Origin of the sequence: Acinetobacter sp. 161(2023) (assembly GCF_037027805.1) — a bacterium.
Lineage (GTDB): Bacteria > Pseudomonadota > Gammaproteobacteria > Pseudomonadales > Moraxellaceae > Acinetobacter.
Window position 1 is genome coordinate 152,789 of record NZ_JAZEYD010000004.1, and the last position, 13,955, is coordinate 166,743.

A 13,955-nucleotide genomic window follows, 5' to 3' on the forward strand; every position below is an offset into this window, starting at 1 on the left:
CTTTTTTTGACTTTAAAATTATTTCATTAACTTGGTCACAATGGTAGAAGCACGTTGATACCCAGTTGGGAACAAACGCTGGAATGCATCAAGAATTTTTGCGTCACTACCAATCAATAAACGACGTTTATTTTTTAATACAGCTTGTAGAATTTGACGAGCTGCTTCTTCAGGTGGAGTACGTAGTAGCTTGTCAAAGTTTTGGATCGATTTCGTCGGGTCCATACCCAAACTATTCAAGCTATCACTCATTTTTGCAGATTTAGCAATATTGGTGCGGATTCCACCCGGATGTACACACAAAGAGCTTACGCCACTTTTTTCAATATCTAACTCTTGGCGCAATGACTCGGTAAAACCACGCACAGCAAATTTAGTCGCGTTATAAGCAGATTGAGTTGGTTGAGCGGTTAAACCAAATAGGCTTGAAATATTAATAATATGGCCATCTTGAGTTTGCTTAATGAAAGGTAAGAACTCTTTCGTTCCGTACACCACACCCCAGAAGTTAATCCCAACGATCCACTCTAAATCTTCGTAGGTCGCACCTTCGACAGTTGAACCTAGAGCGACGCCAGCGTTGTTGAAAATCAGGTTAACTGATCCATGATCTTGAACAGTTTCTTGGGCCCACTGCTTTACCGCTTCACGATCAGACACATCAAGCTTTTTAGTGGTAACAGTAATCGTGCTATACGGTTTTAAAAGCTCAACGGTTTGCTGTAATCCCTTCTCATTAATATCACTCAACGAAAGATGGCAGCCCTGTTTTGCCAAAAGAATTGCTAACTGTTGCCCAATGCCAGAACCCGCGCCCGTAATTGCAGCGACTTTGTTTTTAAAATTTTTCATTGTCCATCCTTTGTTTTTCGATATTTGCACAACCGGTTCATTGCATGTGCAGCTTAGACATCTTTAATATAATTTTGACAATATCCATTGTCAATATAGTACACTGTAATTTCAGATAGAATGGCACAATTCTGCTGAGGGCTTTATCATAGTAAGCATATTTGGCCAAAACCTATAAATTAGGAAACCAATCTTTAGGAAACGACTTATTTATGGCGACTAACGACTCAACCAGTAAAAAGAAAACAAAAAGTGTGAGTAAAGAACGTCAGTTCAAAGGGTTATCTCTATCTGAACGTAAAGAGGCACGCCGAGAAAAACTGATTGAAGCGGGTATCGCGACTTACGGAACGCTCGGTTTTTTTTCCGTGACGGTCAAAGATGTCTGCCAAGAGGCAAAACTCACAGAACGCTATTTTTATGAATCATTTAAGAAGAGTGAAGATTTATTTCAAACCATCTTTTTAAAAATGATTGAAGAATTACAGCAAAACTTAATGCAGGCCGTGATTAAAGCGACGCCCGATCCAGAAAAAATGGTCGATGCGGGATTACGAGCACTACTGACGACATTAAAAGAAGACCCAAGATTGGCTCGTATTGTCTATGTTGACGCAGTTTTGGTACAAGAGTTACATAATCAAGCCACCATTCAAGAAACACTTGCGCAATTTGATCGCATGATTCAAGCCTTTGTTATGCTGACCATGCCGCAAATTCAACACCATGAAAATGAGCTCTCTTTAATCGCAACTGGATTAAATGGATATGTCACTCAAATTGCGATTCGATGGGTCATGGGAGGGTTTGAACAGTCGCTTGAGCAGGTTTTAACCGCATGCCGTATCGTTTTCTTATCTTTATTAGCGCAAGTTTCAAAATAATATTAAAGTTTTTTGACAGCCATAAATGTGCAAAACCAGTTAAGCTACTTCATTGATAAGCTATTGAATGATTTTAAGAAAAATAAAGTCTTCATGTCATAATTTGGTCATACCTTTGCCTTAGTTTTGTCACAAATTATTGCTAAATTTAATTTTATAGACTTTTCTGCAATGAAATTGTCATAATTAATCTTTGTAATAAGCCTGTCATAACTACAAAACGGTTCACCGTTAAATCTATAGGATATTGCGCTGTGAAAGATGACTATATTTTAATTGTCGATGATGAGCTTCCTATTCGTGAAATGATCCATACTTCTTTGGACATGGCAGGCTTTCAGTGTTTACAGGCAGAAGATGCCAAACAGGCTCATCAAATTATCGTCGACCAACGTCCGGCGCTTATCTTGCTTGATTGGATGTTACCTGGAGGCGTAAGTGGTGTCGATTTATGTCGCCGCTTAAAACGAGATGAAAATCTATCAGAAATTCCAGTCATTATGTTGACTGCCCGCGGAGAAGAAGACCATAAAGTACAAGGTCTTGACGCAGGTGCTGATGACTACATGACTAAGCCTTTCTCAACACGTGAACTGGTTTCTCGTATTAAGGCAGTTTTGCGTCGTGCTAATGCATTAAGTGGCGAAAAAACTATTGATGCCAATGGTTTAATTCTTGATCCTGTAAGCCAGCGTGTTAGCTTTGGCAACAATATTTTAGAAATGGGTCCAACTGAATATCGCTTACTTGCGTTTTTTATGACCCATCCAGAGCGTGCATATACGCGTGCCCAGTTGCTCGATCAGGTGTGGGGCGGTAATGTATATATCGAAGACCGCACTATCGATGTGCACATTCGCCGTTTGCGTAAAGTTTTAGAACCGTTTGGTGTTGACCGATTTGTTCAGACTGTGCGTGGAACTGGCTACCGTTTCTCAACACGCGCAGATTTAGCCGCAGGTTAACCAAGATTTATGTATGAACCCTACCCCGTCCCCGAACAGGTACGTGAACAAAAACTTTCCCGCTACAGTAGTTTATGGACGTTTGCCAAACAAGATTTACGGCTTTTATTATTTTTTCTAATTATTGCTGGTTTAGTCGGTTTAGGCCTTGGGTATTTCTGGAGCTGTATTTTTATCGCCTTCGTGGTGTTTTTTACACTCCAGTTGCGTTCTTTATATCTGGTCAATGACTGGATTGCGAATAAGCCTTATGACGTTCCTCCAAATCTTAATGGGATTTGGGGGGCATTATTATTTAATGTTTACCGCGCTCAGCGCCAAGAACGAATTGTTCAAGCCGAAATGGTCGGTTTAATTGACCGAGCACAGTCTTCATTAGTTGCACTTGCTGAAGCCGTTGTTTTAATTGATGACCAACATCAAATCGAATGGTGGAACCCTGCTGCTGAACGTTTGCTAGGGATCAGCCCCCTCGACCGCGGCCGAAATCTATTAACGATTTTACGTCAGCCGACCTTTATTGAATATTTTAACAATATTGATCAGGCACCCGACGGGATTAAACTTCACTCAAATTTTGATGATGACCGCTATGTACAGGTCAAACTCACACGGTTTGGTGGAGAAAGTCGCTTATTGGTGGCTTACGACGTGACTCGTATGCACAACCTTGAACAAATGCGTAAAGACTTCGTCGATAATATTTCTCACGAACTTCGTACGCCATTAACTGTACTGAGTGGTTATATCGAAACGTTTACAGATCAGGAAGATATTAGTCCGCGCTGGAAACGTGCCTTTGATCAGATGCAGTCACAAACCAAGCGCATGAATGCGTTGGTGAATGATTTACTGCTGTTATCAAATTTAGAAAATAATAAAAAAGTTGCAAAAAATCAGATTATTGAAATGCCTAGCTTAATGAATCAACTCTTTGATGATGCTCAGGCCTACAATGCTGATTATGGACACACGCTTAATTTACACATTGATAGCCACTGTGACCTGATTGGTTCTGACATGGAAATCGCCAGCGCGTTTAGTAACTTAATTACCAATGCCATCAAATACACACCAAAAGGTGGAACTATTACGATTGGCTGGCATGATGATGGTGAACATGCTTACTTTAGCGTACAAGACACAGGCATCGGGATTAACCCCAAACATTTACCACGTTTAACTGAGCGCTTCTATCGTGTTGACAGCGACCGTAGTCGCCAAACAGGTGGTACAGGTTTAGGTCTTGCGATTGTAAAACACGTGCTGATGCAACATGGTGCTTATTTAGATGTGCAATCTAAAGAAAATGAAGGTTCAACCTTTACCGTAGTTTTTCCGAAAGAAAGACTATATAACATGGCTTAAAAAGTATTCATTTCACACAAAGGGTGGATATTAAATAGACGCAGTGAAAGATACTTAGCCATTTTTATATATAAGTTATTATGGACATAATTTGATTTTTTTGTCATTGATAAAATCAGATACTATTTATAATTAACCGATATAATTTATTTAATAAATCACATTTTTCTCTCATATCTATTTCATAGATCAGAATTTATGAAATAGATATACTAACTGTACTTTAAAAAATAAGACCACCCAATTTATACAATATATATAATCAATGTCATTGATAATTTAAAAACAGTTAAAATAAAAAATACTATTTTAAATTAACAATTCAACAATTTTAAAAATCACTTTCATTTTTAAATAAAATTAGTATTATTAAATCGCTACAAAAAACTTAACCCATAAGAACAGCTAACATAATAATTAAGCGAGGCTTAAATGACTATTAACCCTGTAGAAATAATATCGAAGAATGCAGAAATAACTGATTGCTTTATTCTTGGTTTGAAAAATGGAGAATCATTAAAAGTAAAAGTTCTTCATATTGATAAAGATCAACAGACTATTCTTGTATCAATTCGAGTATTCATAGAAGGTGAATCAATTGGACTAATCTCTTTTGATAAAATTAAATCACTTGAGCCAATCGAAGAAGAACCTTATATAGAAACTATTGATGATCAATTAAGACGCATCCCTATGGGCAAGTATTTAATGGTTTGGGGACATTTTGGTGGTTCAATAAATCAACGTTGCGAACAGGGAGAACTTAAAAGTATTGATTGGAACCAACGTACAATACTGTTGCGCAGCAGAGTTTATAAAGATCGAGAAGATACTGTGAACATTGATAAAATTGATTATATAGATGAGTCACGAGAAGGCTCAGGAGCATTAGGCTCAGCTGTAGCCCCAGACTGGAATAAAGGTGCTGATGGAAAATGGCGCAAAAATGGACGTGAATACGAAGGCTGATTTTACTGCAGTTTTCCCTAAAGAAAGACTGTATAACATGACCTAAAGTCACCTCCTTTTAAATAAAAAGCCGACTAACGAAAAGTCGGCTTTTTATTTAAACCAATTTACTTAGAAGTCGAGCAATACGACTTACTTTGGTTTTTCTCTATTACATTTAAAAACTTAGTGGCAAAAGTATTGCTCTGGCGTAATGCATCGCGATGATCTCCGCCATCAATCGTTTGATAGATGGTTGGTTTTTTTAATTTACATAGCTGCTGGTAATAAGCAGATGTCCCTCTAGGGTCGACTAAATGATCTTTAGAACCTTGAACAATCATTAATGGCACGGTAGGCACCAGATTTTCAATGGACTGTTGTTTTAGATAAGCCAAAAGAGGTTTTAAATCAGCATCAGATCGAAATATGCTAGAAGGAGATTTCTTCAAATCAGATTGAAGTTCAGATAAACAACGACTGCGCCCTTGAGTCAGTACTGCGTTCATTTCTGGACTGACTAAATTTTCAGGAACAATACTTGGTTCTGCTGCTTGTGCTCCTAATAACACAATCGGGAAAAATGCTGCCACACTAGGTTCTGGGTTTGGATTACTCCGCACATATTCTGCGATGCCCTCATATTGATAGCCACCTGGCGCAAGAGCAATTGCCCCTTTTAAATCCAGTTCAGGCGCATCTTTTTGACCATAGGCAGACACTGCAATTGCCGCAGCCCCGCCTTGACTATGTCCCATCACCAACCACTGTTTATTAAAACTCTTGGGCTTAAGCAAATGTAATGCACGCACTGCATCGACCACCGTATGCAATTGGCTCTTTGCATTCATATAGGGATGCCCACCCGGTGTACCTAAGCCCTGATAATCAGGTGCAACAACTGCATAGCCACGTGCAAGCCAACCATCTAAAGCTTTAGAAGCAACTTCTTGATATGAATGAACTGGCCCACCAACATAATCACCCGAAGGTGCACAGGTGTCAGCAACTCCAGTCGTACCATGCGCCCAAGCGAGTATAGGCCAGCCATTTTTTGGAGGTGTTCCTTTCGGTAATAAAATAAAAGCCGATGCAACAATAGGTTCGCCCTGAATACCTCGACTACGATAATTTATTAACAAACGCTGATCGGCGTGAGGAAATAAATTCGTTACATCTTGCTGTGCTATAGACAGTATTGAACCCGGTTTGTCGCTCACAATTTGCTTACCCAAATCTGTAATTGGAGCAGCCATAGCAGAGCCAGACACCAAACAAGCGCTGCTAAATAAAATTTTTAAAAGAAAATTACTTTTTCTAATCAAGGGATTACTCCTCTATTATTTACAATACATCTATTCAAATAATTAATTTATAAAATATAAATTACCATAAAAACTTCTATATTTATATTCACCTCAAAATAATTTACATTTATATATAGCTACTTAAAATCTAATTAAAATATATTTTAAAGAAATGTATTATAAATATCGTTGCAAAAATTAATCAAATTTCAATAATAAAAAATATATGCTGATATTTTCTTCATTACTATAGCGATTAAAATGTCAAAACAATATAAATTTATACCCTACCTGATTTGCCTTATTCTTGGTTCTCTCCCCATCCATAGTTTTGCAGACGTACAGGTATATGGTTCTGGTGGGCCAGCACCCGCAATGTCAGAAGCAGCCAAACAATTCACCAATAAAACGGGTATAGCAGTCTATGTAACGTCTGGACCTACTTCTCAATGGTCTGACCAAGCGAAACTAGATGCCGATGTTATATATAGTGGTTCCGAAGCCATGATGTCGGATTTTGAAAATGCTTTTTCTGAGCAAATTATAAAAGACTCGGTAGAACCTTTGTATTTACGTCCCGCAGCTATTTTAGTACGCAAAGGAAATCCTAAAAATATTAAAGGATTTAAAGATCTAGCTAAATCTGGCGTTAAAGTTTTAGTTACTCACGGTGCAGGTCAGGTAGGTATGTGGGAGGATATTGCTGGTAGATCAGGCAATATTCAATTAACCAAATCTGTTCGAAAAAATATTGCCACCTATGCAGCCAATACGGGTATTGCCAAGAAAAACTGGGAAGAAAATAGTAGCTATGATGCTTGGTTAGTTTTTAATATTTGGGGAGTTAGTAACCCAGATGTTGGGCAAATTATACCTATTGAACCAGAGCTGGTGGTCTATCGTGATACAGGTGTTGCCTTAACCATACATAGTTTAAAAGACGCTGAAGCTAAACGTTTTGTAGAGTTCTTATCGTCTCAGCAAGGTAATGCTATTTTCAAAAAATCTGGTTGGACTAAATAGTTAAAAAAGGAATTAAGGTCATTTTATTCTCTTATTAAATATTTATAGGGAATTAAAAATTTATTTACTAGCAAACAGTATATTTAAAAATATAATTAATTAGAGAAATATAAATAAAAAAAGAGAGCAAATGCTCTCTTTTAAAATCTTATTTATGAGTTAAATCGTGTGGCCCATGCGCTCGCCCATTACAACCACAGACTCAGCTTTAAAACGTCGTTCCCATTCGATCTTATCTTTTTCAAATAAAATAACTGCGGTAGAACCTAAATAAAAACGTCCAAGCTCAGCACCTTTCTCTAGCTTTAACTGATGATGCTGTAATTCAATACGACCTGAAGGTTTCACTTTACCTGTCGCCACAGTTTCAATACCAGCAACAATCATTGCACCCACTAACACAACAGCCATACGGCCAAGTTCAGTATCGAACAAACACACCATGCGTTCATTACGGGCAAATAGTCCCGGTACATTTTCAGCAGTCACCTGATTTACCGAAAATAGCTCACCCGGTACATACAAAGTTTCAGTTAATGTACCTGCAAACGGCATATGTACACGGTGGTAATCGCGTGGAGATAGATAGACTGTCGCGAACTCGCCTTCTTGAAATGGCTGAGCAAGTTGTGGGTCACCAATGAGTTTCTCTACAGAGAAGCTTTGGCCTTTTGCTTGAAATACTTCACCCGCAGTAATTTTACCAATCTGAGAAATAGCACCATCGGCAGGTGACACAATGCTATCTGCATTTTCGTCAACGAGACGCACGCCATCTTTTAAAGCACGAGTAAAAAAGTCATTAAAAGATTTATATTTTAGTGCGTTGCCTTGTTCAGCAATCGATAAATCAATCCCATATTTGGTTTTAAATGCATGAATAACAGCAGTTTTCACAACTGGATTTTCACTCGCAGCAACTTTACCTACCACACGGCTCAATTGATGCTGTGGTACAAGGTTTTGTGCCTTAATAAATAATTCTTTTTTTAATCGAGATGTGAAACTCACGACGGTGATTCTCCAGTAATAATAGGACTATCGAGGCGATTGCCCCATTCACTCCACGCACCATCATAGGCTTTGGCTTCCCAGCCCAAGAGCCTAGCCAAAATATAGGCCAAACCAGAACGGTGATGTGACTGGCAGTACACAACTACAGGTTGCTGTAAATCGAACCCAAGTTGTTCAAGGCGCTGCCGCGTGCGTTCAAGCGGATGCAATTTTAGATGATTTTGACGATTAAGTGCAGTACTCCATTCAAAATGGAGCGCATTTGGAATGTGACCGCCGCGTCGCGCTGCTAAACGGACCCCACTATATTCATCACTCGTTCGACAATCCCACAATTGAATATTTTCTTGCTCGACTTGTTTACGTAGTTCTTCATAGTTCACACGGAACTGAGCAGCATGCGATAAATCAATTTGGATTAAATCATCAACCTTCGGAAGTTTTTCAATTTCGGTAGTAGTCGGCAGTCCCGCTCCTAACCATGCATGGATACCGCCATTAATTAAACTGGTACGGGTAAATCCTAAGCAATGCAAATTCCAGATTAAACGTCCAGCCCATGCTCCGCCTTCATCGTCATAGACCACAACATGATGATTAGGTGAAATATTCAATTTTTCAATCAGTGCTTGTAAACCTGCTTCATCTGGCAAAATGCCAGTGGCTTCTTCGTGTTGAGACACTAACCATTTAGGTTGTAAGTGAATAGCATGCGGAATATGAAGTTGCTCATAAACAGAAGCACGGCTCAAATCTACAATGCGAATATATTCATTGCCTAGATAAGGCACTAATTCTTCTGCTTCTATTAATAAATCGAGTTTAAAATCCGGGAGTGTCATCGTCATGGTTTCTTTTTATACCAGCTTAATTTCATATTAGCATAAGCTTATATCTAACAAACTCTGATTTTCTGCAACTCTTTAGCAGAAAATCAGATATCAGCATTCTTACTTTTAAAAACACAAAATAGCGAAACTACTTTTACTTAAACCGCTTCTTCAAGTTCTTCGATTTCAAAAACCTGACGTAAATAAGCCAGGAAGGTATCGTTATCGGTCATGGTTTTACCTGGACTATCAGAAATTTTTGCAACCGACTGACCATTACATTCGACTAGTTTCAACACAATATTGAGCGGCTTTTGGCCCATATCATTAGTCAAATTAGTTCCAATACCAAAACTCACCTGAAAACGATCTTTAAAGTATTGATGTAATTCCCATGCTTTTGGCAAATTAAGACCATCGCTAAAAGTCAGCATCTTGGTTTTAGTATCAATTTTTAATTTACGATAATGCGCATAAGCCTTATCGCCCCATTCGTAAGGGTCACCACTGTCATGGCGTAAGCCATCAAAGAGTTTCGCGAAATACAAGTCAAAATCTCTGAGGAAAGCGTCCATACCAACAACGTCAGTTAGGGCAATTCCTAAATCGCCACGATATTCTTGAACCCACGTCTCTAAAGCAGCTTTTTGAAAGTCACGCAGTCGTACATCAAGTGCCTGAAAAGCTTGTAGGAATTCATGAGCCATGGTCCCAATTGGCGTAATGTTTAGCTCTTTTGCAAGCAGGACATTACTTGTACCACGGAACACATTTGGTACTGTTTTATGAAAGGCTGCCACAACATGTTTTTGCCATACGAAGCTATAACGGCGACGCGTACCAAAATCAGAAACTAAGAATGGCGGGTCATTCGGTTTTTGTGTTTTTTCATATTGCTGAACCAATTCAAGCTTGGCTTTTAAACGGCGCTCGCCCTCAGCCCATACGTCATCGTTTTTAATACGGCTAAAATAAAGTTCATTTACAATTGCCAATACAAAAATTTCAAACATCATGGCTTGGACCATCGGACCTTCAATATGAATATCCAAACGACCTTCCGCATCGATACTAGCTCGAATAAAGCGTCGCTTCAGTTGAAACAGTTCTAAGTAATCAACAAAATCACTTTTTATAAAGCGTAATTTACGCAAATATTGAAGCTCGTCTTCTTTATATTTTAGACTACACAAATAGTCGAGTTGCTCGTTTAAATCATCCAAAATATCTACTAGTGGATAGACAGTATCTTCTAAATTTCTACAGCGGAAATGATAGACACTATGGGTTTGCGGGAATTTATGCAAAACCACTTGTAACATCGTAAATTTGTACAAGTCTGTATCTAGTAAAGAATGGATAATTGGAGACATAGTCAATGATTATTCGCTTGCTTCTTAGCATTAAAGCATATTTTTATAAATCAATTGCGAGCTTTTAGACCATTGTTGCAATTCCATGAAATTTCCTTTTAAAAATCATTTAATTTAAATTCTGCTAAACTAAATCAATTCAATTAATTGCAGAAATTTGCTTTAACTATGCGCGCTTTAATACAACGAGTTCTTGAAGCCAAAGTGGTGGTTGACGGTGAGACTACCGGTGAAATCCAACACGGACTACTGGTTTTTTTAGGCATCGGCCGTGATGACACTTTAGCAATTGGCCAGAAGCTTATTGATAAGATTTTGAAATATCGTATCTTTGATGACGAACAAGGCAAAATGGACTGGAATGTCTCTCAAGCAAATGGTGGAGTCCTGCTTGTTTCACAATTTACTCTAATGGCCCAAACGCAAAAAGGTTTACGTCCAGATTTTGGTCCAGCCATGCCTCCATCAGATGCCAAAGCGTTATATGAGCAGCTGGTTGAATATGCCCATTCTCAATTTGAAAAAGTACAAACTGGGATATTTGCTGCTGATATGAAGGTTCATCTCATTAATGATGGTCCAGTGACGTTTAACTTAGAAGTCGAAGCATAGATATAAAAAAACTCCCATTTGGGAGTTTTTTTATATCTGGCGATTAGCGACCAGTTTTCTCTTTAATAAAAGCACGTGCTTGACGTACTTTCTCTTTAACTGGTTTTGGCAACTTAGGTGGAATGAGTCTAGCCACTTGGTTAAACCAAACGAGTAGGCTGAAGTCTCCTTCCATCTTAATACTGCCATTTTGCATGCCTGTCATAAATGCAGTTGGGTCACCTTTAATCAAAGTTTTCACACCCTGTTCACTATCTGCAAACTGCAAGATAAAGTCAGCTTTTTCAGGTGCGCCAGCAACAGTGTCGATCTGCCCATTATTAATAATGATCTGACGTGCAACACCTAAATCCGTACCAATTTGAATACGGAAAGCGCGATCATGAATCAATTCAATAAACTTAGGGCTAGTACGTGCCAATTGCTTCATACGCAGCACTAAACCTGCTACCAATAAATCTAACGGGTCTGTACTGACATCAACGAGAGGTAATTTGACTACAGGTATAGAAGAAAGTTTCATGAACATTCACGCCTATTGTATTTTTATGAAAACTGTATAGCAAAACTCGGCAAGGGCATACCATTGCTTGTGTTTTGTGCATCAACTGATAATTTTTAGCTGGCAACGCAATCTAGATGAAACGTCAACAGACGCATCTATCGTAGCATAACTGGCTATTTTTTAATAAATGCTTTGTATAATAAAAATCACGTTTCGTAAATAAAAAAGGCATGCTGTGCATACCTTTTTACCGTTAGATAACAATTTAATTATCGGCTAGAACATTGCTGCTGATCATCTTCATATACTGGCGTGTGTTCTATATATTGGCGATTTGCCAAAGCCTTTTGTGCCTGTTTATCCTCACGTAACAAAACAAATGTAACCATTACCATCGCTAGACTTAGTGCAGTTAAATAACTATATGTGACTGGCATTTCAAAAGTGACTTGAACTCCAAAACGGACCACTTCCAATAGCCCCCAAAAGAACATTCCTGCAAGCATAAAACCAAGCCAACGACGGTAAGGAGAAAAGAAAACAGCAACAAGCGCGACAGCGATCAAGCTGAATCCGGCGATAGCGGCAAAATTCGCTGTTACCATAGAAACCTCCGTCTTAATGAAAACGTCTAAAAAGATTCGGTCTTAAAAACCGACCTCATTCCAAATTCCAAAAACAACTTTAATTCATAATTTGTGTTGAAGCTTAGGATGCATTATGGATGTTTTTTTTTAGAAAAAAAGACCCGTTTTTTCTTAATGCGACATACTCTGTCGCAACATTCTTTTGTCATTACATTTTTGTAAAATTCAAAAAGTTCGATTCCCTATATGGCATCAATTCTGGCGTGTCATTACAAAAAAATATGCTGTTTTTAAGGACCAAAATAAGTTTTTTTCAGATTTTTTTATTGCCTTTTTTCTGTGCATGATTTGAGCATAACACCCTTGATTTTATAACTATTCTGCATAAAAAAAGCGCTACTCAGAAGTAGCGCTTAAAGCTTAGCAACTATCGGTTACGCACGATTTAAATCTTTGTCATGCATACCCAGTAAATACAGCACCCCATCTAAGCCAACACTTGAAATAGCCTGATTTGCATTTTGACGTACTAAAGGCTTCGCGCGATAAGCCACTCCAAGCCCTGCAATCGCAAGCATTGGTAAATCATTTGCGCCATCGCCTACTGCCATCGCTTGCTCTAATGAAATATCGAGTTTGTTTGCAAGTTCGCGTAATAATTCAGCTTTACGTGCACCATCAACAATTACACCTTTCACTTCACCTGTTACGAAACCGTCTTGCACATCTAAAACGTTAGCATGAACTTCATCAATACCAAGTTTGCCTTGTAGATATTCAGCAAAATATTGGAATCCACCAGATAAAATTGCCGTTTTATAACCCAGCGCTTTTAAGGTTGAGATAAGACGCTCTGCACCTTCTGTAATGGTTAAACGCTCTGCAATTTTAGGTAAAACAGCAGCATCCAGCCCTTTTAATAATGCAACACGAGCACGGAAGCTTTGCTGGAAATCAAGTTCACCTTGCATCGCTCTTTCAGTAATTTCAGCAACTTGTGCGCCTACCCCTGCTTCAATCGCCAACTCATCAATCACTTCTTGTTCAATGAGGGTTGAATCCATATCAAAACAAACTAAACGGCGGTTACGTCGATAAGTGTTGTCTTCTTGAACAGCAACATCAATGTTTAATTCACTTGAAAGACGTAAACATGCTGCACGCATGGCTTGTGCATCTAAAGTTGGGCCACTACTTAAACCAAACTGTACACATGCACGACGTGGGAATGCGCTATCCTTTTCAAAGTCGACACGGCCCGATAAACGGGTAACAGTTTCAATGTTAAAGCCTTGGCTAGACACAATTTGTGTAACTGCTTGTAAATGTGCAGCAGTGAGTTCAGGGGCTAAAGCCGTGACGATATAACGAGTACGGCCTCCTTCAGTTACCCATTGATCGTATTCTGCGCCTGTGATTGGTTTAAAGCGCACTGTTAAGCCAATATCATGTGCTAAAATCAGAATTTCTTTCATTGCCAATGCGGTCGCAGTTTCATTATCTGACGCGACTACAATGCCCAATGTGAGTTGATTATGAATAACAGCCTGACCTACATCCAGTATTTGCAATGAATGTACGGATAGTACTTGCATTAATCGGGTAAACTGGTTTGGTTGGTCTGGTCCTAAAAAGGATATAAGAATGATTTCTCGCATGAATTGACTCTAGTCTGAGTGACAACTAT

The 13,955-nt window shown here is 38.7% G+C and carries 13 protein-coding genes and 1 pseudogene; 6 read left to right on the plus strand and 8 right to left on the minus strand.

What is annotated here, in order from left to right:
• Positions 1 to 18: 18 nt before the first annotated feature.
• Positions 19 to 852, minus strand: a complete 834-nt coding sequence (locus WA249_RS05115; protein WP_080028011.1) for an SDR family NAD(P)-dependent oxidoreductase — start codon at positions 850 to 852, stop codon at positions 19 to 21.
• Positions 853 to 1,064: 212 nt separating this feature from the next.
• On the opposite strand from WA249_RS05115, the gene WA249_RS05120 reads away from it, so the two are divergent.
• The 4 genes and pseudogenes from WA249_RS05120 to WA249_RS18940 all read left to right on the plus strand — a co-directional run.
• A complete protein-coding gene (locus WA249_RS05120) occupies positions 1,065 to 1,736 on the plus strand; it encodes a TetR/AcrR family transcriptional regulator (protein ID WP_016139822.1) in 672 nt (223 codons plus the stop codon).
• Between the two features lie 254 nt (positions 1,737 to 1,990).
• Entirely contained in the window at positions 1,991 to 2,701 is a 711-nt protein-coding gene (phoB, locus tag WA249_RS05125) for a phosphate regulon transcriptional regulator PhoB (RefSeq protein WP_016139821.1), read from the plus strand.
• Between the two features lie 9 nt (positions 2,702 to 2,710).
• A complete protein-coding gene (gene phoR / locus WA249_RS05130) occupies positions 2,711 to 4,069 on the plus strand; it encodes a phosphate regulon sensor histidine kinase PhoR (RefSeq protein ID WP_336166761.1) in 1,359 nt (452 codons plus the stop codon).
• 922 nt (positions 4,070 to 4,991) lie between these two features.
• Positions 4,992 to 5,084, plus strand: a pseudogene (locus tag WA249_RS18940) (hypothetical protein); the annotation flags it as partial.
• Between the two features lie 61 nt (positions 5,085 to 5,145).
• Here the strand turns inward: WA249_RS18940 and WA249_RS05140 are convergent.
• Positions 5,146 to 6,342: an alpha/beta fold hydrolase gene (locus tag WA249_RS05140; protein ID WP_336166765.1), complete on the minus strand. Its 1,197-nt coding sequence runs from the start codon at positions 6,340 to 6,342 to the stop codon at positions 5,146 to 5,148.
• A gap of 243 nt (positions 6,343 to 6,585) precedes the next feature.
• Between WA249_RS05140 and WA249_RS05145 the strand changes: the two genes are divergently transcribed.
• Positions 6,586 to 7,347 carry an AcfC family putative adhesin gene (locus WA249_RS05145; protein ID WP_336166767.1) on the plus strand — a complete coding sequence of 254 codons (762 nt, stop codon included), beginning with the start codon at positions 6,586 to 6,588 and terminating at the stop codon, positions 7,345 to 7,347.
• 159 nt (positions 7,348 to 7,506) lie between these two features.
• Here WA249_RS05145 and asd read toward each other — a convergent pair whose 3' ends face one another.
• The 3 genes from asd to pncB all read right to left on the minus strand — a co-directional run bounded on the left by asd (position 7,507) and on the right by pncB (position 10,564).
• Complete coding sequence (gene asd / locus WA249_RS05150; protein WP_336166769.1) at positions 7,507 to 8,358, minus strand: archaetidylserine decarboxylase; 852 nt, start codon at positions 8,356 to 8,358, stop codon at positions 7,507 to 7,509.
• On the minus strand, positions 8,355 to 9,203 hold the full coding sequence (locus WA249_RS05155) for a sulfurtransferase (protein ID WP_336166771.1): 849 nt from the start codon (positions 9,201 to 9,203) through the stop codon (positions 8,355 to 8,357). Before WA249_RS05155 ends, asd begins: the two co-directional genes overlap by 4 nt.
• A 146-nt stretch (positions 9,204 to 9,349) precedes the next feature.
• On the minus strand, positions 9,350 to 10,564 hold the full coding sequence (gene pncB / locus WA249_RS05160) for a nicotinate phosphoribosyltransferase (RefSeq protein WP_336166773.1): 1,215 nt from the start codon (positions 10,562 to 10,564) through the stop codon (positions 9,350 to 9,352).
• Between the two features lie 168 nt (positions 10,565 to 10,732).
• On the opposite strand from pncB, the gene dtd reads away from it, so the two are divergent.
• Positions 10,733 to 11,176 (plus strand): D-aminoacyl-tRNA deacylase, encoded by a 444-nt coding sequence (gene dtd / locus WA249_RS05165; RefSeq protein ID WP_336166775.1) that lies wholly within the window; start codon positions 10,733 to 10,735, stop codon positions 11,174 to 11,176.
• A gap of 43 nt (positions 11,177 to 11,219) precedes the next feature.
• Here dtd and WA249_RS05170 read toward each other — a convergent pair whose 3' ends face one another.
• From WA249_RS05170 to serB, 3 genes are all read right to left on the minus strand, one after another.
• Entirely contained in the window at positions 11,220 to 11,699 is a 480-nt protein-coding gene (locus tag WA249_RS05170) for a hypothetical protein (protein ID WP_013196563.1), read from the minus strand.
• A gap of 251 nt (positions 11,700 to 11,950) precedes the next feature.
• Positions 11,951 to 12,286, minus strand: a complete 336-nt coding sequence (gene aciT, locus WA249_RS05175; protein WP_004704819.1) for a ciprofloxacin tolerance protein AciT — start codon at positions 12,284 to 12,286, stop codon at positions 11,951 to 11,953.
• Between the two features lie 416 nt (positions 12,287 to 12,702).
• On the minus strand, positions 12,703 to 13,926 hold the full coding sequence (serB, locus tag WA249_RS05180; protein WP_336166779.1) for a phosphoserine phosphatase SerB: 1,224 nt from the start codon (positions 13,924 to 13,926) through the stop codon (positions 12,703 to 12,705).
• Positions 13,927 to 13,955 lie beyond the last annotated feature (29 nt).

Excerpts from the sequence above, each read along its gene's own strand:
- WA249_RS05170 (WP_013196563.1), bottom strand. The coding sequence starts at position 11,699 with ATGAAACTTTCTTCTATACCTGTAGTCAAATTACCTCTCGTTGATGTC.
- WA249_RS05145 (WP_336166767.1), top strand. The coding sequence starts at position 6,586 with ATGTCAAAACAATATAAATTTATACCCTACCTGATTTGCCTTATTCTT.
- aciT (WP_004704819.1), bottom strand. The coding sequence starts at position 12,286 with ATGGTAACAGCGAATTTTGCCGCTATCGCCGGATTCAGCTTGATCGCT.
- pncB (WP_336166773.1), bottom strand. The coding sequence starts at position 10,564 with ATGTCTCCAATTATCCATTCTTTACTAGATACAGACTTGTACAAATTT.
- serB (WP_336166779.1), bottom strand. The coding sequence starts at position 13,926 with ATGCGAGAAATCATTCTTATATCCTTTTTAGGACCAGACCAACCAAAC.
- phoR (WP_336166761.1), top strand. The coding sequence starts at position 2,711 with ATGTATGAACCCTACCCCGTCCCCGAACAGGTACGTGAACAAAAACTT.
- WA249_RS05155 (WP_336166771.1), bottom strand. The coding sequence starts at position 9,203 with ATGACACTCCCGGATTTTAAACTCGATTTATTAATAGAAGCAGAAGAA.
- dtd (WP_336166775.1), top strand. The coding sequence starts at position 10,733 with ATGCGCGCTTTAATACAACGAGTTCTTGAAGCCAAAGTGGTGGTTGAC.
- WA249_RS05120 (WP_016139822.1), top strand. The coding sequence starts at position 1,065 with ATGGCGACTAACGACTCAACCAGTAAAAAGAAAACAAAAAGTGTGAGT.
- WA249_RS05115 (WP_080028011.1), bottom strand. The coding sequence starts at position 852 with ATGAAAAATTTTAAAAACAAAGTCGCTGCAATTACGGGCGCGGGTTCT.